The organism is Lysinibacillus sp. 38-6, assembly GCF_046245175.1.
Classification (GTDB): Bacteria; Bacillota; Bacilli; order Bacillales_A; family Planococcaceae; genus Lysinibacillus.
In genome coordinates, this window is the sequence record NZ_CP176417.1 from 72,480 (window position 1) to 96,658 (window position 24,179).

The 24,179-nt window shown below is 39.4% G+C and carries 21 protein-coding genes; all 21 read left to right on the plus strand.

The annotated features are described in order from the left end of the window. The first annotated feature begins 100 nt into the window (after positions 1-100). Positions 101-442: a 30S ribosome-binding factor RbfA gene (gene rbfA / locus ACKVEV_RS00385; protein WP_024361990.1), complete on the plus strand. Its 342-nt coding sequence runs from the start codon at positions 101-103 to the stop codon at positions 440-442. Between the two features lie 79 nt (positions 443-521). After that, positions 522-1,433, plus strand: coding sequence for a tRNA pseudouridine(55) synthase TruB (gene truB, locus ACKVEV_RS00390; RefSeq protein ID WP_409368398.1), 912 nt, complete (start codon positions 522-524; stop codon positions 1,431-1,433). A 13-nt stretch (positions 1,434-1,446) separates the two neighbouring features. Continuing rightward, positions 1,447-2,397 carry a riboflavin biosynthesis protein RibF gene (ribF, locus tag ACKVEV_RS00395; RefSeq protein ID WP_409368399.1) on the plus strand — a complete coding sequence of 317 codons (951 nt, stop codon included), beginning with the start codon at positions 1,447-1,449 and terminating at the stop codon, positions 2,395-2,397. A gap of 214 nt (positions 2,398-2,611) precedes the next feature. Continuing rightward, on the plus strand, positions 2,612-2,881 hold the full coding sequence (rpsO, locus tag ACKVEV_RS00400) for a 30S ribosomal protein S15 (protein WP_409368400.1): 270 nt from the start codon (positions 2,612-2,614) through the stop codon (positions 2,879-2,881). 277 nt (positions 2,882-3,158) lie between these two features. Next, positions 3,159-5,273 (plus strand): polyribonucleotide nucleotidyltransferase, encoded by a 2,115-nt coding sequence (gene pnp / locus ACKVEV_RS00405; RefSeq protein ID WP_409368401.1) that lies wholly within the window; start codon positions 3,159-3,161, stop codon positions 5,271-5,273. Between the two features lie 65 nt (positions 5,274-5,338). Beyond that, positions 5,339-6,562, plus strand: a complete 1,224-nt coding sequence (locus tag ACKVEV_RS00410; RefSeq protein ID WP_409368402.1) for a M16 family metallopeptidase — start codon at positions 5,339-5,341, stop codon at positions 6,560-6,562. A 336-nt stretch (positions 6,563-6,898) separates the two neighbouring features. Continuing rightward, the gene (locus ACKVEV_RS00415; RefSeq protein WP_409368403.1) at positions 6,899-7,885 is read left to right on the plus strand and encodes an ABC transporter substrate-binding protein; all 987 of its coding nucleotides are present in this window, start codon (positions 6,899-6,901) and stop codon (positions 7,883-7,885) included. Between the two features lie 15 nt (positions 7,886-7,900). Beyond that, on the plus strand, positions 7,901-8,893 hold the full coding sequence (locus ACKVEV_RS00420; protein WP_409368405.1) for a FecCD family ABC transporter permease: 993 nt from the start codon (positions 7,901-7,903) through the stop codon (positions 8,891-8,893). Continuing rightward, entirely contained in the window at positions 8,894-9,676 is a 783-nt protein-coding gene (locus ACKVEV_RS00425) for an ABC transporter ATP-binding protein (RefSeq protein ID WP_409368407.1), read from the plus strand. Positions 9,677-9,687: 11 nt separating this feature from the next. Beyond that, on the plus strand, positions 9,688-10,182 hold the full coding sequence (locus tag ACKVEV_RS00430) for a pyridoxamine 5'-phosphate oxidase family protein (protein ID WP_409368408.1): 495 nt from the start codon (positions 9,688-9,690) through the stop codon (positions 10,180-10,182). 728 nt (positions 10,183-10,910) lie between these two features. Next, on the plus strand, positions 10,911-11,174 hold the full coding sequence (locus ACKVEV_RS00435) for a YlmC/YmxH family sporulation protein (RefSeq protein ID WP_173477709.1): 264 nt from the start codon (positions 10,911-10,913) through the stop codon (positions 11,172-11,174). 9 nt (positions 11,175-11,183) lie between these two features. Next, positions 11,184-11,963 carry an NAD(P)-dependent oxidoreductase gene (locus tag ACKVEV_RS00440; RefSeq protein ID WP_409368409.1) on the plus strand — a complete coding sequence of 260 codons (780 nt, stop codon included), beginning with the start codon at positions 11,184-11,186 and terminating at the stop codon, positions 11,961-11,963. After that, positions 11,957-12,547 (plus strand): dipicolinate synthase subunit B, encoded by a 591-nt coding sequence (locus tag ACKVEV_RS00445; protein WP_409368410.1) that lies wholly within the window; start codon positions 11,957-11,959, stop codon positions 12,545-12,547. The genes ACKVEV_RS00440 and ACKVEV_RS00445 overlap by 7 nt, the downstream gene beginning before the upstream one ends. Before the next feature lie 83 nt (positions 12,548-12,630). Next, positions 12,631-13,668: an aspartate-semialdehyde dehydrogenase gene (locus ACKVEV_RS00450; RefSeq protein WP_409368411.1), complete on the plus strand. Its 1,038-nt coding sequence runs from the start codon at positions 12,631-12,633 to the stop codon at positions 13,666-13,668. A 13-nt stretch (positions 13,669-13,681) separates the two neighbouring features. Then, a complete protein-coding gene (gene dapA, locus ACKVEV_RS00455) occupies positions 13,682-14,593 on the plus strand; it encodes a 4-hydroxy-tetrahydrodipicolinate synthase (protein ID WP_409368412.1) in 912 nt (303 codons plus the stop codon). 350 nt (positions 14,594-14,943) lie between these two features. Then, positions 14,944-16,611 carry a ribonuclease J gene (locus ACKVEV_RS00460; RefSeq protein WP_409368413.1) on the plus strand — a complete coding sequence of 556 codons (1,668 nt, stop codon included), beginning with the start codon at positions 14,944-14,946 and terminating at the stop codon, positions 16,609-16,611. Between the two features lie 231 nt (positions 16,612-16,842). Then, positions 16,843-19,143 carry a DNA translocase FtsK gene (locus ACKVEV_RS00465; RefSeq protein ID WP_409368415.1) on the plus strand — a complete coding sequence of 767 codons (2,301 nt, stop codon included), beginning with the start codon at positions 16,843-16,845 and terminating at the stop codon, positions 19,141-19,143. Between the two features lie 198 nt (positions 19,144-19,341). Further along, complete coding sequence (locus ACKVEV_RS00470; RefSeq protein WP_402924684.1) at positions 19,342-20,070, plus strand: GntR family transcriptional regulator; 729 nt, start codon at positions 19,342-19,344, stop codon at positions 20,068-20,070. A gap of 53 nt (positions 20,071-20,123) precedes the next feature. After that, positions 20,124-21,203, plus strand: coding sequence for a BMP family protein (locus tag ACKVEV_RS00475; protein WP_409368416.1), 1,080 nt, complete (start codon positions 20,124-20,126; stop codon positions 21,201-21,203). A gap of 381 nt (positions 21,204-21,584) precedes the next feature. Beyond that, positions 21,585-23,132, plus strand: a complete 1,548-nt coding sequence (locus ACKVEV_RS00480) for an ABC transporter ATP-binding protein (RefSeq protein ID WP_409368417.1) — start codon at positions 21,585-21,587, stop codon at positions 23,130-23,132. Continuing rightward, positions 23,132-24,178 carry an ABC transporter permease gene (locus ACKVEV_RS00485; protein WP_409368419.1) on the plus strand — a complete coding sequence of 349 codons (1,047 nt, stop codon included), beginning with the start codon at positions 23,132-23,134 and terminating at the stop codon, positions 24,176-24,178. The genes ACKVEV_RS00480 and ACKVEV_RS00485 overlap by 1 nt, the downstream gene beginning before the upstream one ends. The last annotated feature ends 1 nt before the right edge of the window (position 24,179 follow it).

The following is a 24,179-nucleotide window of genomic DNA, read 5'->3' on the forward strand; positions in this document are numbered from 1 at the left end:
GAAATGGATAGTTGCGCTAATGACAATGACTGTTGGAAAAATTCCATCATCATTCGCTGTTAGCGCAACTATTTGAACATTGAAATAGAGGTGACTAATTATGTCTCTACGCTCAAACCGTGTTGCTGAGCAAATGAAAAAAGAGCTTGGTGATATTATTGGCCGTAAAATTAAAGATCCGCGTGTCGGATTCGTTACTGTTACTGGTGTAGATGTAACAGGTGATTTACAACAAGCGACAATTTATATTACATCTTTAGGCAATGAACGTGAACGTGAAGAAACGTTAAAAGCTTTAGTAAAAGCTGCTGGCTTTATCCGTTCAGAAATCGGCTCTCGTATCCGATTACGTCGAACACCAGAATTAATCTTTGAATTCGATTCATCGATTGAATATGGCAATCGCATTGATTCATTGCTACGTGGTTTACACAAAGAATAAGCACAACAGTAAAAGTCTGCCACATGCATCTTCATGCAGGCAGACTTTTTTTATGGATTTTTGCTAAAGGGGGATTTATATGAACGGTATTTTACCGCTTTGGAAAGAGCGTGGCATGACGAGTCATGATTGCGTTTTTAAATTACGAAAAATATTACGGACGAAAAAAGTTGGCCATACAGGCACATTAGATCCAGGAGTAGAAGGCGTTCTGCCGATTTGTATCGGACAGGCAACCCGCATAGCAGAATATTTAACAGATGCAGGGAAGACTTATGAGGCAGTCATTTCAATTGGACGAACAACGACGACTGAAGATGCTGAAGGAGAAACAGTTGAAGCAGATCACACAAATAAGTCGTTTACGCGCGAACAGCTACTCGAGGTATTAGCTTCATTAACAGGTGTTATTCAACAAACGCCACCGATGTTTTCAGCAGTAAAAGTCAATGGCAAACGTTTATATGAATATGCACGTAAAGGCGAGACAGTTGAAAGACCAACAAGACAGGTTACAATTCATGCATTAGAGTTACTGGACGATGTGGCAATATACGAAGGGCAAGAGATTACCTTTCCTGTAAGAATTGCTTGTAGCAAAGGCACGTACATTCGTACATTAGCTGTTCAAATTGGTGAGGCACTTGGCTACCCTGCCCATATGCATGAGCTTGTCAGAACAGCGTCAGGTACATTTACGCAAGACAATTGCTTTACACTTGCACAAGTTGCGGAATTAATGGAAAGTGAACAAATCAATACATGTATTCTGCCAGTAGAATATGCATTATCAGACTATCCATATATTGAAATAACTTCCGCGATGGAAAAAGAAATTTTCAATGGACAAGTGCTGCCAGCAGATGCATTATTAAAGGTGCATGATAAAATTGTGTTTGGAATTAAAGGGAAAGCATTTGCGGTTTATCAAGCTCATCCGACAAAGGAAGGCTTTATGAAGCCACATAAAATGTTTCCGACGATAGAGTAGGAGGATTTTTTGTATGCAGGTCATTCATTTAAAATACCCACACCAATTACAGCAACGAGAAAGCATGCAGCCATACTCATTGGCTATTGGCTTTTTTGATGGTGTACATATTGGACATCAGGCGGTTATTGAAGCGGCCAAGCAAGAGGGGGACAAACGACAAATCCCAACTGCCGTTATGACATTTGATCCGCATCCATCTTTAGTGCTAGGCGGACGCAATGAAAAAGTATTTTATATTACGTTACTACAGCAGAAATTGCAGCTGTTTGAAGAACAAGGTGTTGATACTGTATTTGTTGTCCATTTCACATCGGATTTTGCGAAGCTATCACCAGCTGCTTTTATTGATACTTTTATTCGCGGTCTAAATATTCAACATGTTACAGCAGGCTTTGATTTTTCATTCGGAGCATTCGGCAAAGGCACGATGGAAGATATGCGCTCATTGAGCAACGGAGATTATGGTGTAACTGTTGTTGAAAAGAAAACGGATGAGCTTGAAAAAATTAGCTCTACACGTATTCGGAAGTTATTACAAGAGGGGGATATGGAAGCGGCAAGAATGCTTCTAGGGCGTCCTTTTGAAATTAAAGGTATGGTCGTGCATGGCGATAAACGTGGGCGTACAATCGGTTTTCCTACTGCCAATGTTCAAGCTTTAGAGGGCACATACATTCCAGCAAGTGGTGTGTATGCTGTGCGTTTGCTTGTGCAAAATAATTGGTACGATGGGGTTTGTAATGTTGGCTATAAACCAACATTTAAAGATCCGAACGACAAGCAACTGTCTATCGAAGTACATATTTTAAACTTCGACAAAAACATCTACGGAGAAGAAGTGCATGTTGCTTGGTATAAACGTATTCGAAGTGAGCGCAAATTTGATGGCATCGAAGCGTTAAAAACACAAATAGAAAAAGATAAGCAAGAGGCTATTCACTTTTTTACTGAAATTGAATAAATAACGAGGCTTATACTTGTTAGACCAGTTCTATGTCATTACACTGGTCACTAGTAGCGCGTAAGAGGCAAGGCTACGTTATTACTTGCTTGCCCTTTTGTTTTATGGTAACATTCATAAGTGCATAAAGTGCTTAACCTTAGCTCGGTCTACCGAAGACTCCGACGTTTACTGTGCTAATGGGGATAAACAATTATTTAGGAGGTCAATACAAATGGCTATTACACAAGAACGTAAAAACGAAATCATCGCTGAGTTCCGTACTCACGAAAGTGACACTGGTTCTCCAGAAGTACAAGTTGCAGTTTTAACAGCTGAAATCAACGCTTTAAACACTCACTTACGTACACATAAAAAAGATTTCCACTCTGAGCGTGGTCTTCTTAAAATGGTAGGTCGTCGTCGTCACTTACTTAAATATCTTCGTGAAACTGACGTTCAACGTTACCGTGAACTAATCAATCGTTTAGGCTTACGTCGCTAATTGACAATCGAAAAGCGGGATTATTCCCGCTTTTTCTTTATGTTTTTAAAACTTTCTAGTTATTCATACGTAAATAGCAACAAATATAAGCATAAAAACGAGCGAAAACGCCATTAAAACCAAATTACGAAATAAATCCTAAATAAATTGGCAATAACTGAATTTAAATGTATGATTATTTCATGAAATATTTAGCATAGAACAAGCATTTTTGGTACACTTACTATTAGTACATACAGACGAGTAAGTGTTTTTATAATAGAGAGGGGTTCATTGAATGAACGAAAAGAAAGTCTATTCCTACGAATGGGCTGGCCGTCCACTAGTAATTGAAGTAGGACAGTTAGCAAAACAAGCAAATGGAGCAGCATTAGTACGCTATGGTGATACTTCTGTACTCGCAACAGCAACAATGTCAAAATCACCAAAACCACTTGATTTCTTCCCATTAACAGTAAACTACGAAGAACGTTTATATGCAGCGGGTAAAATTCCTGGCGGCTTTATTAAACGTGAAGGACGTCCGTCTGAAAAAGCGATTTTAGCAAGCCGCTTAATCGACCGTCCAATTCGTCCAATGTTCCCAGATGGCTTCCGTAATGAAGTACAAGTTATTTCAATGGTAATGTCTAACGATCCTGATTGCACGTCTGAAATGGCAGCAATGGTAGGTTCATCTTTAGCATTAGCAATTTCAGATATTCCATTCGATGGTCCGATTGCTGGTGTGCAGGTTGGTTATATTGATGGGGAATTCATTGTAAACCCAACAGTAGAACAGTCTAATAAATCTACAATTCATTTATCTGTCGCTGGAAACAAGGATGCTATTAACATGGTTGAAGCGGGTGCTTTAGAAGTACCTGAAGAAGTAATGTTAGAAGCTATTATGTTTGGTCATGAAGAAATTAAAAAAATTATTGCTTTCCAAGAGCAAATCGTTGCTGAAGTAGGGAAAGAAAAATTACCTGTGACATTGTTTGAAATTGATGAAGCGATTCAAGCTGATATTAAAGCAGCTTGCGAGACGGACATGCATGATGCTATTCAAACTGCTGAAAAGCATGCACGTGACGAAGCAATCAAAGCGGTGAAAGATCGTATTGTTGCTTCATATGAAGAGCAAGAAGCTGATGAAACTACAATGAAGCAAGTGCATACAATTTTAGATAAAATGGTGAAAGACGAAGTACGTCGCCAAATTACAGAAGATAAAATCCGTCCGGATGGTCGTAAACTAGACGAAATTCGTCCACTTTCTTCTGAAACTGGTTTATTACAACGTACACACGGTTCAGCATTATTTACACGTGGACAAACGCAAGCCTTATCAATTTGTACATTAGGTGCACTTGGTGATGTTCAAATTATCGACGGTTTAGGTGTAGAGGAATCGAAACGCTTTATGCATCACTACAATTTCCCACAATTCTCAGTAGGGGAAACTGGCCCAATTCGTGGTCCAGGTCGTCGTGAAATCGGTCACGGAGCTTTAGGTGAGCGTGCTCTAGAAGCGGTAATTCCGGATGAATCTACATTCCCATATACAATCCGTTGTGTATCAGAAGTACTTGAATCAAACGGTTCAACATCTCAAGCTTCAATCTGTGCTTCTACTTTAGCGATGATGGATGCGGGTGTGCCATTAAAAGCACCAGTTGCTGGTATTGCAATGGGACTTATTAAAAAAGGTGAGCATTACTCAATCTTAACAGATATTCAAGGTATGGAAGATCACCTTGGTGATATGGACTTTAAAGTAGCTGGTACAGCTAAAGGTGTAACAGCACTTCAAATGGATATTAAAATTGACGGTTTATCACGCAATATTCTAGAAGAAGCATTAACACAAGCAAAAATTGGTCGTATGCATATTTTAGAATCAATGCTAGCTACATTGGCACAGCCTCGTGAGAAATTATCTGCTTATGCACCGAAAATTGTTATCGTGCGCATTAATCCAGATAAAATCCGCGATGTTATTGGGCCAGGTGGTAAACAAATTAATAAAATTATTGAAGAAACAGGCGTAAAAATTGATACAGAGCAAGATGGTACAATTTACATCTCTTCTGCAGACGAAGAAATGAACGCACGTGCAAAACAAATTATTGAAGATATCGTACGTGAAGCAAAAGTAGGCGAGTACTACTTATCAACAGTAAAACGTATCGAAAAATTCGGTGCCTTCTGTGAAATCTTCCCAGGCAAAGATGGCTTATTACACATCTCTGAAATTCAAGAGGAACGTACAAAGCAAGTGGAAGATGTGCTAAAACTAGGCGATCAATTACTAGTTAAAGTAATTGAAATCGACAAACAAGGTCGTGTGAATTTATCTCGTAAAGTGGTTATTCAAGAAGAAAAAGAACGCGCAGAACAAGGTAAATAATTTAATAACAAAAGGCTGCGTATGATGCGCAGCCTTTTTTAAATAAAATATGAGGAGGAAATTAGTTGGTACAAGTACATACATGTCAAAATGGCGTGCGTATTGTGTCTGAGCAAATTGATCATGTTCGATCAGTAGCGCTTGGCATCTTTGTCAATGCTGGTTCACGCTTTGAATTACCAGAGGAGAATGGCATTACGCACTTTATCGAGCATATGCTTTTTAAAGGCACAACTACAAGAACTGCTCGCCAAATAGCGGAGGAGTTTGACCGTATTGGTGGCGAATTAAATGCTTTTACTTCAAAAGAAAATACATGTTACTATGCGAAAGTGTTGGATCATCATGCGGAGCTTGCTATAACCATTCTAGCAGATATGTTCTTTCATTCGACATTTGCCGAAGAGGAATTAGAGAAGGAACGTCAAGTCGTGCTAGAGGAAATATTAATGAGTGAAGATGCGCCCGATGACGATGTTCATGAAAAGCTATGGGAAGTGATGTATCCACATGATGCACTAGGCCGCCCCATTTTAGGAACGGCTGAGACGTTAAAAACTTTTACCGCAGATGTTATTCGACAATATATGGCTAAACACTATGGACCTGAATCGATTGTGATTTCTGTAGCGGGCAATATTTCTTCGGCACTATTACAAACGATCGAAGAATTATTTGGTCATTACGAGGCATCACCGCTTGCAGTCGTACCGGTCCTGACAAATCCACAGTTTTATCCAGGTGAAATTATGAAAACGCGTGATACGGAGCAGGCGCATTTAGCCCTTTCCTATCCAGCAATCGGCGTTAAAGATCCAGATATGTATAGTTTTATTGCATTAAATAATATTATTGGTGGCAATATGAGCTCCCGACTGTTTCAAGAAGTACGTGAAGAGCGCGGCTTAGCCTATACTATTTTCTCTTATCAATCATGCTATGCGGATGTTGGGGCGTTTACGATTTACGGTAGTACAAGTCGCCAGCAGTTATCGCAATTGCAACATACGATTGATGCCACATTGCTTGATATCGTAGCAGGCGGCGTGACGGAAGAAGAGCTAGATAATGCAAAGGAACAGCTAAAAGGAAGCTTTGTGCTCGGCCTTGAAGGAACGGGTGCACGAATGAATCGTAATGGTACAAGTGAATTAGTGCACGGACGACATCGTTCAGTAGATGAAGTATTAGCGTCCATCGATGCTGTCACGATGGAATCAGTTGATCGACTCATTGCCAAAATACTAAAAGCGGAGCCAGCGATTTCAATAATCGGCCCCGAAGCTTAATAAGTGCCATTAATTAGTGCCAGGCACTCACACAATTCTCACACAATTCCCCTGAAAGTACGGTACGTAAGAAGCGGGCGTCCGCGTGAGAGCAAAGTGTTTTTTAGGCACTTAAACAAATTTATCTTTTTCGACAGTCTCTAGCGAGGTATTTAACGATTTAATCGTTGAATACTTCGCTTTTTTCGTTCCTAAATTGCTGGACAGATGGTCTAAAAGGTATGCATATTTTCCAATTGGAAAATATATTATCAATTAGACGTTGCTATTATCAATAAAGTCTGTTAGTATAAATGACATTGAATATCATTATCATTTAGCAGGGAGATAGAATACATGTTGAAGAAATGGTTTTGGGTTAGTCTATTAGTAATCGTATGTACAGTAGCAGGATGTGCAAAGCAAGAAGAAAAAGGAGCAGAAAAAGAAGCAGAAAAGCCACAACAACAAGAAGTAGCCGCAGAGGCTAAAGAAGATGTATTTGAAGATGGTGTAGATGAAGAAGCTTTTCAAAAAGCATTAGCAAGTTTCCCAGCAGAAGTGCCTGAAAAAATTGTGACGACATCTGTGCCATTAACAGAAATGCTTCACCTATTAGGCATTACACCTGTAGGCGTTCCAACATCGACCAATCCAATACCAGCAGATTTTGATGCCATTACGAAAATTGGCTCACCAATGGCACCGGATTTAGAAGTGATTTCGAGTTTGCAAACGGATTTAATACTTGGTGCTGCATCTCTACAAAGCTCGTTGGATCAAGCGTTAACAGGCATGAATATTGCAACAGCTTACTTACCGACAGAGTCTTATGATGATTTAAAATTAAGTTTCAAAGTACTGGGTACATACTTTGGAAAAGAACAAAAAATGAATGAAGTGCTACAAAGCATTGTAGCAAAGGAAGACGAACTAAAAGCACAAGGGCAAGGAAAAGAGCTTCCATCAGTCATGCTAGTAATTGGCACATCTGATTCTTTCATGGTTATGAGTGACAAATCGTATTTAGGTAGTTTAGTTGAGCGTTTAGGCGCTGACAATATTGCCAAATCCGTATTAAAAGCTGAATCAACCTATTCACCAATGAACTTAGAAGATATTGTAGTAGCTGATCCAGATATGATCTTTGTATTAGCATCAGGGGACCATGGAGCGAATGAAGATAAGTTTAAACAAGAAATTGAAAAAAATAATGCGTGGACACAATTGTCTGCTTATAAAAATGACAAAATTTATATGCTGGATTACAGTACATTTGGTGTAACATCGATAGCCAATGTAGAAACAGCTCTGACAACAATTGCAGATTATTTCTACAAGTAAAAAAGAGGTATAACTATGATTAGTACAACGAGAAGTCGCATAATCGTAATACTTACCTTTGTGCTGACATTCATAGCAGCAATTGTTGCCATTGGACTTGGAAGTGTCCATATTACCATTCCAGAAATCATCACAACAATATTTAATGGCCGTACAGAAGAAGGGGTTTATACAACAATTATTTGGGATATTCGATTGCCCCGTGTGTTACTAGCATTGATTATTGGTGCCAATATTGCGATTTCAGGTGCACTATTGCAGGCAGTCATGGGCAATCCATTAGCTGACCCAGGATTAACAGGTGTAACGAGTGGTGCTGCTGCCTTTGTGCTACTCATTATGTTAGCGAATCCAGAATTCACAAATTATATCCCGATAGCTGCCTTTGTTGGGGGTTTACTTGCTGCGACAATTGTCTACGCATTAGCGTGGCGCCGTTCAGGTATTTCGCCCATCACCATTATTTTGTCAGGTGTTGCAGTCAATGCTTTAGGTGGCGGCATCATTGGTTTTTTATCCATTATGTATAGCGACCGCCTTCCTTCTGCTGTGCAATGGTTAAACGGTAGTTTAGCTGCAAAGGGCAATGCCTCGCTACAGATGATTTACCCGTACGCCATTGTAGGGTGGATTATTTCCATCTTTGCTATTCGCAAGGCCAATATTATCCGCTTAGGCGATCAAGTTGCAGTTAATCTCGGTGAAAATGTAACACGTATTCGTATTATGTTATCTATTTTAGCGGTATTTTTAGCAGCTATCTCAGTGGCGGCAATTGGCATGATTGGTTTTGTTGGCTTAATCGTTCCGCATATGGCACGCATGCTTGTAGGCTCAGACTATAAATACATGCTACCGATGAGCATGGCGATGGGTGCAATTGTGTTATTAATTGCAGATACAGGTGGACGGACATTCTTTGCGCCACTAGATATTCCAGCAGGGATTATCATGGCAGTAATTGGTGGACCCTATTTCTTATATTTAATGCGAAAGAAGGCGTTTTAAATGTTAAAAATTGAACAGCTATCTGTCCGTTACGAGCACAAAGAAGTTGTCCATAATTTTTCATTTGAAGTCAAAAAAGGAGAGGTATTATCCATCATCGGGCCGAATGGCTCTGGCAAGTCCACTATATTAAAGGCTATTGCACGTATGCAGCCTTATAGTGAAGGCACGATTACCTTCGATGGCGAAAATATCCGTCGACTTTCTTCTAAAGAAATTGCACAGAAAATGTGTATACTTAGTCAACGCAATCAAGCACCAGCAGATATTACCGTTCGAAATTTAGTCGCTTACGGTCGGTATCCGCATAAAAAGTGGTTTGAACGCTTAAATGCAGAAGATGAGAAAATCATTGATTGGGCGTTAGAGAGAACACAACTATCGCATTATCGCGATCAACCGATTGCAGCCTTATCAGGTGGCGAATCTCAACGCGCATGGATTGCGATGGCATTAACACAACGACCACAAATTTTACTGTTGGATGAGCCTACGACTTATTTAGATATAGCCCATCAACATGAAGTATTAGAATTAGTACGAGAGCTCAATCGTGAAATGGGAATGACGGTTGTCATGGTGCTACATGATCTCAATCAAGCCTCTAGTTATAGTGATCAAATTGTCGTTGTCAAGGATGGCTACCGAGCACAAATGGGTACACCAGAAGATGTGATGACCGAACAAATGATTCAGCAAATTTATCGAATGGAAGCGGAAATTCAGTATGTATCATGGGACTCCGCTCCACGAATTCAATTAAAAAGTACTGTGAAGGCATAGGAGGAATTACGATGCAAAAAGAACTTAACATGGAGCAAGTTAAACAAGATTACGAAATCTTTATTCAAGGTAAAAAAGCTTGTGTACTAAGCTTTGTAGATGCAGACGGTAAGCCATTCAGCAGTACGACACCTTTTGTGCGACTTAATGGGAAGTTTTACGTTTATATTAGTCGCATTGCTGAGCATTTTAAACTCATGGAGCAGTCTCAATTTGTAGATTTAATCTGTGTGGCAGACGAGGCAGTGACAGCCAACCCATTTGCAACAGAGCGAGCACGTTGGCAATGTACACCAACGTATTTAGGAAATGATGGCTATGAGGACGTATTTGCCTTATTTGATGAAGTGCACAATGCAAAAATGATGCAATTGTTACGTACACTCGATTTTTCATTATTTGAGTTAACACCTTTAGAAGGCCGCTATGTTGTTGGCTTTGGTAAAGCCTTTGATATTGATGTGACAACAGACACATTAAAACATGTAGTCATTGATAAAAAATAAAAGTCAATCGACATTAACAGTATGATGAATCATGCAAGCCCCAGCGCGTTTATAGTGTTGCTGGGGCTTGTTTTATTTTCTCTTACAATTTAATCATCCGGCATTGCTCTATGCTTATAGGTCTGTGCTCACTTCTCTTTGTCCCTCATTGCTACCCTTCTAATAATCAATCCATTGACAATTCATTGCTTCCTCTCTTTTTGCTGTTAGCGGCATCGAAAATGTCATTTCTCGTTTTCCCGCTTTTCCATCATATAGCACTTCCGTTTTCCCTCACCCTAATTACTTCATCCTACAGTAGACTTCCGTTATTCGCCAATTTGTCGAGTTACGTCGTAGTCAGTGCATAAATAAATTACGTAACTCCTTGAAATCGACATCTATGTCGGTTTTTATCATTAGCTACTCTTCGACAATGATTGCTCCAAATAGCGATATTTCGCCGTCTTCTTTCTCCGCTGTATGGCGCATGTGCATCCTACTAATAGCTATATAATAGATACGCTCTATCAGTGTATGTATCGAGTGGCGGAGACAATGGCGACTCCTACTTAAAATAGAGGATTTAGCGGAGCAAGCAGCTAACAACGGCTTTATGTAAAAATATGTAAACATCGACTATAGACAGTTCAGCCTAAAGTTGCAACTTTGAAGTACTTGCAGGAGGGGGCACGATTTGCAAAAACTCGGCATATATTGGGTTAACGGCTCAAGGAGGGAGATGAGGCATGCTATTATCTGAAATGGTGGATAAAGAGTTAATTCAAGTTGAAGGTGGTGTACATTTTGGCATACTGGCACACACAGAATGCCTATTAGATGTGCAAACAGGAAAGATACATGGCTTTGAAATAATTAAAGAAAAGTTACCATTCCAAAAGAAGAAAGTGAAAGTTAGTGAAATGATTCCTTGGCATGAAATTATCTTAATTGGTGAAGATCGTATTTTATTTAACAAAACAACGACAGTACAGTCTGAATTTTTACAGTGAGGTGAGCTTTTGGAAAACGAAAAATGGCTGGTAATCGGCGAGGATTCAAGATTAAAGGAATTAGCAACGATGCTACGAAGTCCATCCCGTACAGTATTTTATAAAAGAACTTCTGTTTGGAATGAGGAGTTAAATAAACTTGTGTTAGAGTTCCAGCCTAATAAAATTGTTCTACCGATTTTACCGTTAAAAATAGAAGTGGAACAATTGTATGGCATATCACAAGTGAAGTTTTATACTGGACGATTGACAATGCATTGGAAGCAATTGCTAGAAAAAAATGAAACGAATAACTATTTACAACAAGAGTCCTTTATTTGGCAAAATGCTCGATTGACGGCGGAGGGATTTATCGCCACGTTTTACGGACTCGAGCAGAAATGTATTTACGGACAAAACTTTACAATCGCAGGCTTTGGGCGCATCGCCAAAATGCTCGCCTCTTTACTCGTAAAGATGGGTGCTAATGTGCATATTGTCGCGCGTTCAGTGGTACAAGTGAGTGAAGCGAAAGCATATGGTTATAAAGCTACTGATTTAGATGATCGAAAATGGTCCATTCATGATAGTATTTTCATTAATACAATTCCAGCTAAGTGGATTACAGAATCATTTCTAGAACATGTGCCAGCGGTGCTATATGATTTAGCTTCAGAGCCAGGCTGTTTAGATATTGATGCTGACCAGTTACAGACGTATGTACTATTGCCATCATTACCTGGGAAATACTTTGCACATGATGCGGCAGAAATTTTGTGCAAGGCAATAGAGGAGGAAGAAAATTGCTGACGGGTAAACGAATTGGTTTAGGTATTACAGCTTCACATTGTACGTATGAGGATGTAATTCCTAAAATTCAAAACTTTATAGATGCAGGGGCTACCGTAGTTCCGATTATTACCCATTCTGTATTACATGCCGCTACACGTTTTGGTACAGGGGAAGAATGGATTGCGAAAATAGAGGCTTTGACAGGTGAGAAAGTCATTTCTTCTATAAAAGAAGCAGAACCATTTGGCCCTTCCAATCCACTGGATGCGATGGTTATCGCACCGATGACCGGCAATAGTATTAGTAAATTTGCCAATGCGGCGACAGATAGCCCTGTGCTGATGGCTGCAAAAGCAACATTGCGCAATGGCTCGCCTGTTGTACTAGGCATTTCCACAAATGATGCGCTTGGCCTGAATGGCATTAATATTATGAAGCTGCTCAATGCGAAAAACATTTACTTTATTCCTTTCGGTCAAGATTCTCCACATGGAAAACCGAATTCATTAATTGCTGATTTTAATCAAATGGTCGATACAGTTCATGCAGCAATTACGCAAAAAAAGCAATTACAACCACTGTTGATACAATATTTCAAATAAATCCATTAATTGCTCACAATTTTCAGTATTTTTATGATACAATATCACACATTATGGAACTTGTATTCAAGGAGAGATGATAGATGACGAAGCAGTTAACAGTTGCAGTTGTAGGGGCAACAGGAGCAGTAGGATCAAAAATGATGGAACAATTAATTAAACGAAAATTTCCAATCGGGCATATTAAATTTTTAGCGTCAGCACGTTCTGCAGGAAAACCAATCGAATTTAACGGCAAGACATATACAATTGAAGAAGCGACACCGGAAGCTTTTGAAGGCGTCAATGTCGCTTTATTCTCTGCGGGTGGTTCAGTATCGGCAGTGCTTGCGCCAGAAGCGGCAAAACGCGGGGCAGTAGTCATTGACAATACGAGCCACTTCCGTATGGATCCAGAGGTACCGCTCGTTGTACCTGAAGTGAATCGCGGCGATCTTGCAAAACATAAAGGGATTATTGCTAATCCAAACTGCTCGACTATTCAAATGGTAGCAGCACTGGAACCAATCCGTGCAACATTTGGTTTAACAAAGGTATTAGTTTCAACATACCAAGCAGTTTCGGGTGCAGGGATTTCAGCAATTGAAGAGCTCAAAACACAAAGCGCAAACTGGGATGCAGGTAAGGATGTAGAAGCGAATATTTTACCAAGTGGTGGCGATAAACGTCATTTCCCAATTGCTCGTAATGTCATTCCACAAATTGATAAATTTACAGACAATGGCTTTACATACGAAGAAATGAAAATGATTAATGAAACGAAGAAAATTATGCATGCTCCAGAACTAAAAGTAGCTGCTACTTGTGTACGTGTACCAGTCGTTTCAGGACACTCTGAATCTGTTTATATTGAAGTGGAAAAGGAAACTTCAGTTGAGGGGATTTTCGAAGTATTACGCCATGCACCTGGAATTGTGTTACAGGATGATATCGCTACACAAACTTACCCAATGCCGATTTATGCTGAAGGGGAAGATGCTACTTTTGTAGGACGTATCCGTCAAGACTTAGACAATAAAAAGGGATTCCATCTATGGATCGTATCAGATAATTTATTAAAAGGCGCTGCATTGAACTCTATCCAAATTGCAGAAGCAATGCTTGAGGATAACTTACTATAAGAGGGGTGTAAGGATGAATTTAGGTCGAATAGGAACGGCGATGATTACGCCGTTTAAAGAAGATGGCACGATTAATTATCCAGAATTAGAGCGTATCATTAATTATTTAATTGATAATGGTACTGATTGCATTGTTGCATGTGGCACAACCTCTGAAAACCCAACTATGACCACAGAAGAAAAAATAGAAGTTGTTCGATTTACAGTAGAGAAAGTAGCAGGCCGTGTACCAGTGATTGCAGGTACGGGGGATAATGAAACGGCTTATTCTATCGCTATGACACATAAAGCTGAGGAAAATGGTGCGGATGGCATCATGTTAGTAGCACCTTATTATAATAAGCCGAATCAGCGTGGTATTTACGCGCACTTTGAAACGATTGCAAGAGAAACAAGGTTACCCGTTATGCTTTATAATGTACCGGGACGTACAGGGATCAACGTGGCCTATGAGACGTCTGTTGATTTAAGTAAAATTCCGAATATCTCATGGATTAAAGAGGCGAGCGGAAATTTAGATCAGATGGGCGATATTATTGAAAACGTTGATGCGGCTGATGATTTTTTAGTATATAGTGGGGATGATGGATTAACATTACCGTTGCTGGCAATCGGCGGGGCAGGCGTGATTTCTGTTGCCTCTCATGTTGTCGGAAATGATATGCAGTTAATGATTAAATTGTTTGAAGAAGGTCAACACGAGCAAGCTGCAAAAATTCATCGAGCATTATTACCGCTAGTGCGTGCATTGTTTGCACAACCGAATCCGTCACCGGTAAAATACGCTATGACGAAATTAGGCTTTGACACATTAAATGTTCGTCTACCAATGGTAGAAATGACAGATGATGAGAAAGCTAACTTTGATTTAGTATGGGAAACCTACCAAGAAAAAGCGCAATATTTTAGAGCAATAGTAAAATAAATGAGACTATAGACAAACTCAAAAAAGAGTTTGTCTATAGTTTTTTCATTTGTGGTGCCAGGCACGCAAACAATTTTCTCGCACAATGCCCGGCAGTACTGCATTGTGGTGCCAGGCACCGAAACAATTCTGAAAATTCGGCTCGCAACGAATGTAACGTTAGACGCAGCAAAGCGCGTTCACGCAAGCATTGGGCTTACGATGTGCTAAATAACAAGTGCCGTCAATTTTTCCGCAGTAGGATGTAAAATAATCGCCTTCCTTACATTTTTAATTTGTGCAAAAGCTTTGCAAACCGTATAATGAAAATAAGTGGTTGCTGTTCGGGATATTTTTTAGGAGGAAATAAATTGACAAAAAAGAAAAATGAACTAATTCGTATCATTCCACTAGGTGGTGTGGGCGAAATTGGAAAAGCAATGTACGTAGTAGAAATTGACGAAGAGCTATTTGTTGTGGATAGCGGCTTAATGTTCCCAGAAGACGAGATGCTGGGCATTGACATCGTAATTCCTGATATTACGTATTTAGAAGAAAACAAAGAGCGTGTAAAAGGGATTTTCTTAACACATGGTCATGAGGATGCCATTGGTTCAATCGCTTATATTTTACAAAAAGTGAAAGCGCCAGTGTATGGCTCAAAATTAACAATTGCGCTTGCAAAAGAACATTTAAAGGAATTACCTGCACCACATCAGGTGAAATTCTTTGAAGTAACAAATCGAAGCCGTATGAATTTCAATTCTACGTATGTGACATTCTTCCATACAACACATAGTATTCCGGATTCATTAGGGGTTGTGTTCCATACTTCTGAAGGTGCGATTGTTCATACAGGAGAGTTTAAATTTGACCAATCTGCAACAGGTAAATTCAAGCCGGATTTAGCGAAAATGGCGCAGTTAGGTGAAGAAGGCGTATTTATTTTACTTTCTGAGTCTTGTGAAGCTGAGCGACCAGGCTATACGACATCTGAGATTGTGATTGAGGAACAACTATCAAAAACATTCCATTCGGCACCAGGTCGTATTTTAGTAGCTGTATACGCTTCTAACTTCATTCGCATTCAACAAGTATTAACGCAAGCCCAAAAATCGTTCCGCAAAGTGGTGATTGTAGGGAAACCTTTAGAAAAAGCGGTCGATTTAGGTGTTCAGTTAGGTTATTTAACAGTTGAAGAAGATACGATTATACCTATCTCTGAAATGCAAAAATATCAAGAAGAAGAAATTATTATTATCACAACGGGTAATAGAGGCGAACCGTTAGATGCGCTGGAAAAAATTGTTCGCAAACATCACCGAGACATTAAAATTAAACAAAATGATACTGTACTCATTACGTTTACGCCGTCTCCTGGTATGGAAGTGCAAATGGCGAACACGATGAATTCCATTGCAAAAGCCGGAGCAGAAATTTTAACATCGAGCAAAAATGTCCATGTTTCTGGTCACGGTAGCCAAGAGGATTTAAAGTTAATGCTGAATTTAATGCAGCCGAAATACTTTATTCCTGTTCAAGGTGAATATCGCATGCTCATTGCACACTCGAAATTAGCCCAACAGTTAGGTATGCAAAAATCACAAATTTTTATTGCCGATAAAGGTGATATAGTCGAATATAAAAACGGTAAAATGCGTATGAGTGGTCGAGTACAAGCCGGCAATATTTTAATTGACGGTATCGGTGTAGGCGATGTTGGTAACATTGTATTACGTGATCGCAAATTACTATCGCAGGATGGTATTTTCATTGTTGTCGTGACATTAAACCGTGCGCAAAAGAAAATTGCATCAGGTCCTGAAATTTTATCTCGTGGATTCGTCTATGTACGTGAATCTGAACAATTGATGGTGGAAGCATCGGAGATTGCGAAAAACGTCATTGAAAAATACGTAGGTAAAGATACATTCGAATGGACAAACATTAAACAAGAAATTCGAGATACATTGAATACTTATTTATTCCAAAAAACGAAGCGCCGCCCAATGATTATCCCAATCATTATGGAATATTAAAACGTTAAACAACGATTTTAAAGGATGTTGTCTTTACGTAGCGTTGTCGATGGAATGTCAAACATGAAAAGTTGACATGGCAAGCTACCTGCAAGTTTTGGACAAGTAGCGAAGGAGAAAGGATTTTCTAACCGATAAACACGGTGGAAAATCCTTTTTTTGAAATAAACGAGTTCTACATGTTATTATTCGCTACATATATAGAATGGATTGCAAAAGAAGGTGAAATAGATGGCAAGTAGTAAAAGAAGAAAAGTGACGAAAGCAAAACCAAAACCAACATCCGATAAAAAAGAAATGCATCCGCTAATGTACGAAATTTTAGGGCTCATCTTAATCGCGATTGCGGTCATCATGATTTTTGAATATGGCATGATTGGACGTATTTTACAAACCATTGCCATGTTCCTTTTAGGAAATTTACATTTTGCAGTGCCATTTATGCTTATTTTTGTGGCCTTGCTGCTCATGATCGGACAGAAAAAAATAAGTCTAAAAGATCGACTCATTGTCGGAATGCTTCTCATTGTGATGAGCTTAACGATTTTTAGTCATGGTATTTTATTTGAGCAATTATCGAAATCCGGTGGTTTATTATCAGAGTCTGTTTTGCGCGAGTCATGGCGCATATTAATTAATACCGATGGTGTGGTTCACCGTAGTAACGCACTTGGTGGTGGAATGGTAGGTGCGCTATTATTTAGTGGCCTCCATGTATTATTTGAGGCGACAGGGGCCAAAGTAGTTGCTTGGGTAATTTTCTTTATCGGTTTAATTTTAGTGACGGGTAAAGCACTTGTGCCGTATTTAGCTGCAAAAATGCCTGTACTTTTTGGTAAATGGCAAAAAAAACAGCAAGAAAAGAAAAAAAATGCGCCAAAGAAAGCGAAAAGTCGTCGTGCACGTGCAGAGAGTACGACAGACGAAGTGGCAGCTGTTGATCATGTCCAAGAAGAGCAGGAGGAAGAGGAAGTTTCACATGAACCGATTATCTCGGCCTTTACACAAAATGTATCGCATGAGCGAGAACCGGCTCCTGCCATGGAAGAGCATATAGAAATCGAAGATGGGGCGCTTATAGATGATGTCCATATTGAGCATGCAGAAGCTGTGGAAAACGCAGATTATCAGCTTCCTTCATTCAATCTTTTGCAAATGCCACCACAGCATGATCAAAGTGGAGAATACTCTGTTATTCAGGCAAATGCGAAAAAGCTAGAGCAAACATTACAAAGCTTCGGTGTTAAAGCAAAAGTGACACAAGTTCATTTAGGGCCAGCTGTCACGAAGTATGAAATATTGCCGGATATTGGTGTTAAAGTAAGTAAAATTGTCAACTTACAAGATGACCTTGCTTTAGCGCTTGCTGCAAAGGATATTCGGATGGAGGCACCGATTCCTGGGAAATCGGCCATCGGTATTGAGGTGCCGAATAGTGAAGTCGCCATCGTGACATTGCGAGAAGTATTAGAATCAAAAGATAGCGCGAAACCCGAAGCGTTATTGCAAGTAGCATTAGGTCGTGATATTACTGGACAAGCGGTATTAGCAGAGCTCAATAAAATGCCACATTTACTTGTCGCGGGGTCTACAGGCAGTGGGAAAAGTGTGTGTATAAATGGCATTGTGGTATCCATACTAATGCGTACAAAGCCACATGAAGTCAAGCTTATGATGATTGACCCGAAAATGGTGGAATTAAACGTTTATAATGGCATTCCCCATTTGTTAGCACCAGTAGTGACAGATGCTCGCAAGGCATCGCAAGCACTGAAAAAAGTCGTATCTGAAATGGAACGACGCTACGATTTATTTTCCCATACGGGTACTCGTAATATTGAGGGCTATAATAGCCATGTTCAAAAGTTCAATGAACAAACGGAAGAAAAACATCCAAAATTGCCATATATCGTGGTCATTGTCGATGAGTTAGCCGACTTAATGATGGTTGCCTCAAATGATGTCGAGGATTCTATTACGCGTTTGGCGCAAATGGCTCGTGCCGCTGGTATTCATTTAATCTTAGCGACGCAAAGACCGAGTGTCGACGTATTAACAGGCGTTATTAAGGCGAACATCCCGTCTCGAATCGCCTTTGCAGTGTCATCGGCAATTGATTCGCGAACGATTTTAGATATGGGTGGAGCAGAGCGTTTATTAGGTCGTGGCGATATGTTATTTTTACCTGCTGGTGCTTCAAAACCGAAACGCGTACAAGGTGCTTTTTTATCGGATCAGGAAGTGGAAGCGGTCGTCGATTTTGTTATAGAACAACAAAAAGCACAGTACCAAGAAGAGATGATTCCGAGTGAAGAAGAGACCGTTTTAGAAGAAACGGATGAATTATTTGACGAAGCAGTACAATTAGTGGTCAATATGCAGACAGCTTCTGTGTCGATGTTACAACGTCGCTTCCGTATCGGCTATTCTCGTGCAGCTCGCATCGTCGATCAGATGGAACAACGCGGTATTGTCGGGCCTCCAGAGGGTAGTAAGCCTCGACAAGTACTGATTCATCAGTACGATAATTAATTACTAAATAAGGAAAATCGACTAGTTTTTCCTGGAATTATGTCCAAATGTTTGACACGAAAATAAAGAAAGAATGATTTCTATGATCGATTTTGCTTAAAATAGTTTATTTCATTCTGCAAAAATGTTATATTTATGAACGATTAGTAGGAATGTTGTACATCAGATGTCTGATCTCTGATTTTGGTGGTGATTTATGTGACTATTAAAGCAGATCATCGTCATCTCTATCTTCAAGTAATTGATCGTTTAAAGTCTGACATCGAGACGGGTGTTTTCAAAGAAAATGAAAAACTTCCTTCAGAGTTTGAATTATCGAAATCACTAGGAGTAAGTCGAGCAACACTTAGAGAGGCGCTTCGACTGTTGGAAGAGGAAAATGTGATTGTGCGTCGACATGGGGTTGGCACATTTGTGAACCCTAAGCCTTTGTTTACATCGGGCATCGAACATTTATCAAGTATTTCTTCTATGATCGAAACGGCAGGAATGGAACCAGGGTCTAAGTTTTTAAAGGCCACGGAGAATATCCCTTCTGATGAAGATTTAAAACGCTTCCAATGTGATGGCGAAGATAAAATACTCACGATTGAACGTGTCAGAACAGCGGATGGTGAGCCAGTCGTTTATTGTATCGATAAATTACCAGCAAGCTTCCTGCCTACTGACTTTGTTGACAAAAAAGAAGTTTCACTTTTCTCTGCACTTGAGCAATCGGGTAAAATTCACGTAGCCTACGCTGTGACCTTTATTGATCCAGTTGGCTATCATGAACAAGCATCACCGATTTTAAATTGTGGTCGTGAAACAGCTCTTTTAGTATTAAAGCAGCTCCATTACGATGACAATGATCAAGTAGTGTTGTATTCAAAGAATTATTTCCGAGCTGATAAATTCAGCTTCCATGTAGTACGTAAACGGGTGTAGAACATTTCTAAATTATTTTCCTGCTAATTACAATACCTCGGGGGGTTAACAAAATGAAAAAACGTAAATTTGGTTTAGTATTATCTTCAGTTTTAGCTGCGAGTGCAATTTTAGGTGCATGTGGTGCGAAAGACGAAGAAAAACCTGCAAAAGACAATGCGGCATCAGGAGACAAAAACACTGAGGAAACTTTCTCAGTTGGTATGGTTACTGACGTAGGTGGCGTTGATGACAAATCATTTAACCAATCTGCATGGGAAGGTGTTAAAGCTTACGGCGAAGAACACAACCTTGAAAAAGGTAAAGGTTATGACTACTTACAATCAGCATCTGATGCTGACTATGAAACAAACTTAAACAACTTAATCCGTCGTGACTTTAACTTAGTATTCGGTATTGGTTTCATGATGGCTGATGCAATTGATGCAGTAGCTACTGAAAACCCAGACAATCATTTCGCATTAATCGATGCTGAAGTAAAAGATGATAACGTTGTTTCTGTTCTTTTCAAAGAGCAAGAAGGTGCATTCTTAGCGGGTGTTGCTGCTGCTAAAATGTCTAAATCAGGTAAAATCGGTTTCGTTGGTGGCGTAGACATTCCAGTAATTAACCGTTTTGAAGCTGGTTTCGTTGCTGGTGCGAAAGCTGTTAACCCAGATATCGAAATTCAACGTAAGTACACAGGTGCATTTGACAAAGCGGATCTTGGTAAAATCACTGCAAACAGCATGTACTCTTCAGGCGTAGATATTATTTTCCACGCTGCTGGTGCAACTGGTAATGGTGTATTCTCTGAAGCTAAAGAGCGTAAAGCAAAAGACCCTAATGCAAACGTATGGGTAATCGGTGTTGACGCTGACCAATACGAAGAAGGTAAAGTAGATGACAAAACAAACGTTACTTTAACTTCTATGTTAAAAGGTGTTAATGAAGCAGTTGTAGATATTTCTAACAAAGCGAAAAATGGTGAATTCCCAGGCGGAACAACAGTTGTTTACGGTCTAGCTGAAGACGGCGTTAAACTTGCTGATTCTCGTGGTGCAATTCCAGCAGATGTTCAAACTGTAATTGATGAATATAAAGAAAAAATTGCTAGCGGTGAAATCAAAGTTCCAGAAAAAGTGGAAAAATAATTCATCTCTTAATCATCATAAGGGCTTTACAACCGCCCTTATGATGATTTTTCAATCTATCGTTATATTTAGACTATTTCTAATACTCTGTTTGGATATATTTTATTTTTATATTATTTTTCCATATTAAAATAAGATTAGTATATTATCATAAATAATGATGATGGTACCAAGTTAATAGAAGAAAGGTTTCTAACGATGACCTTTCCTGTATTAATTTAAAATACCCTACCTTTAGGTAAAAGTTGAATACGGGTTTTTATTGAAAAGTGCAAACTTTTGAATAAAACGAAACTTTGGCTGTATTGCAATAGAGGCAGGTAGAAATACACTAGAGTACAATTGTTTTAGAGAAAATTGCCTAATAAGGGAGTGACAATATTGGAATACGTGATTGAGATGCTTGGAATCCGCAAAGAATTTGGTGGATTCGTAGCAAATAATAATATCACCCTCCAACTAAAAAAAGGCGAAATCCATGCACTACTAGGAGAAAATGGTGCTGGTAAATCGACTTTAATGAACGTTCTTTTTGGTCTGTATCAGCCAGAAGGTGGAGAAATTCGTGTTCGTGGGAAAGCGGTTAAAATTACTAACCCGAATGTAGCCAATGATTTAGGAATTGGCATGGTGCATCAACATTTTATGTTGGTGGAAAACTTTACTGTAACAGAAAATATTATTTTAGGTACAGAGCCTACGAAAATGGGCGTAGTCAATATTAAAGATGCTGCGAAAAAAGTGCAAGCGCTTTCCGAGAAGTACGGTTTAGATGTTGACCCGAATGCTAAAATCGAAGACATTACCGTTGGGATGCAACAACGTGTTGAGATTTTAAAAACGTTATATCGCGGTGCAGAAATTTTAATTTTCGATGAACCGACTGCCTCTTTAACACCGCAAGAAATTACAGAGCTTATTCAAATTATGCGTCGATTAATCGCTGAAGGTAAATCGATTATCTTAATTACGCATAAGCTGAAAGAAATTATGGATGTTTCTGACCGCGTAACAGTTATTCGTAAAGGGGAAGGGATTGGAACAGTTGTAACGACTGAAACAAATCCAGACCATTTAGCGGAATTAATGGTTGGTCGCCAAGTAGAGTTTAAAACAGAAAAAACAGAAGCGAAACCAGCTGAAGAAGTATTAACAATTGAGAATTTAGTCGTTACAGACTATCGAAATATCGATAAAGTCAAAGGTCTTAACCTTAATGTACGTAAAGGTGAAATTGTTGGGATCGCGGGTATTGACGGTAATGGACAATCTGAGTTAATCGAGGCAATTACAGGCTTACGTAAAGTAAAAAGCGGTAAAGTGAAGTTAAACGGTAAAGATGTGACGAACATGAAACCTCGTAAAATTACTGAAGAGGGTGTAGGTCATATTCCACAAGACCGTCATAAGCATGGTTTAGTATTAGATTTCCCGATTGGTCATAATATTGCACTACAAACGTATTACCAAGCACCAATTGCTAAAGGCTTTATTATGGACTATAAAAAAGTATCAGAAAAAGCAAATCAAATTATTAACGAATATGACGTGCGTACAGGTAATGGTGAAATGACACCTGCCCGAGCACTTTCAGGTGGTAACCAACAAAAGGCGATTATCGGTCGTGAAATTGATCGTAATCCAGACCTATTAATTGCGGCATTACCAACTCGTGGCCTTGATGTTGGGGCAATCGAATTTATTCACTCTCGACTAATCGAGCAACGCGATAAAGGTAAAGCGGTATTGTTAATTTCATTTGAATTAGATGAGGTTATGAATGTTTCAGACCGTATTGCTGTTATTTATGATGGGCAAATAGTGGACGAGCTAAATCCAAAATCAACAACAGAGCAAGAGCTTGGCCTATTAATGGCGGGGCAAAGTAAAAAAACGAGCACAAATATAGCGAAGGAGGGGAACGACTAATGTCAAATCGTGTCATTAATATACTCGTTCCTGTCATCTCTATTATTATCGGTTTAATTGTAGGGGCTATCGTAATGGTAGTCAGCGGCTATGATCCAATTCTAGGGTATAGTGCACTTTGGACAGGTATTTTTGGAGATTCATATTCAATAGGGAACACAATACGTCAAATTACACCTTATATTTTGGCGGGTCTTGCGGTAGCGTTTGCCTTCCGTACTGGTTTATTCAACATCGGTGTTGAAGGACAATTAATTTTAGGTTGGCTTGCGGCTGCATGGGTAGGCTATGCATTTGAATTGCCAAAAATTATTCACTTACCATTAGCGTTACTAGCCGCAGCAGCAGCTGGTGCATTCTGGGCCTTTATTGCAGGTTTCTTAAAAGCGAAATTTAAAGTGCATGAAGTAATTGCGACAATTATGTTAAACTATACAGCGCTTTATATTGCAAACGCTGTTATTAAAAAATTGTCAGACGGTAGCTTTAAAACAGAACGTGTGCTTGAATCCGCTTCATTACGTTCTCCGTTTTTAAGAGAGCTTACAGACAACTCAAGTCTTCACTATGGGATCCTAATTGCACTTCTTATGGTAGTCGTAATGTGGTTCATTTTGGAAAAAACAACACGTGGTTATGAGTTAAAAGCAGTTGGCTTTAACCACAATGCCGCAGAATATGCTGGTATGAGTGTTAATAAAAACGTTATTTTAGCCATGACGATTTCAGGTATGTTTGCAGGTCTTGGTGGTGCGATGGAGGCGCTTGGTACATTCCAAAACGCGTCGATTAAAGCTGGCTTTACAGGTATTGGTTTTGACGGTATTGCCGTTGCCTTACTTGGTGCGAATACACCACTTGGCGTTGTATTCGGGGCTTCTTTATTTGGCTCGTTAAAATACGGTGCTCTTAACATGCCAAATGCTGCAGGTATTCCAGAGGAAATTGTGTCAATCATTATTGCATTAATTATCTTCTTTGTAGCGTCTGGTTACATTATTCGCGTTGGATTACAAAAGTTAAGTAAGAAAAAGGAGGGACAATAAC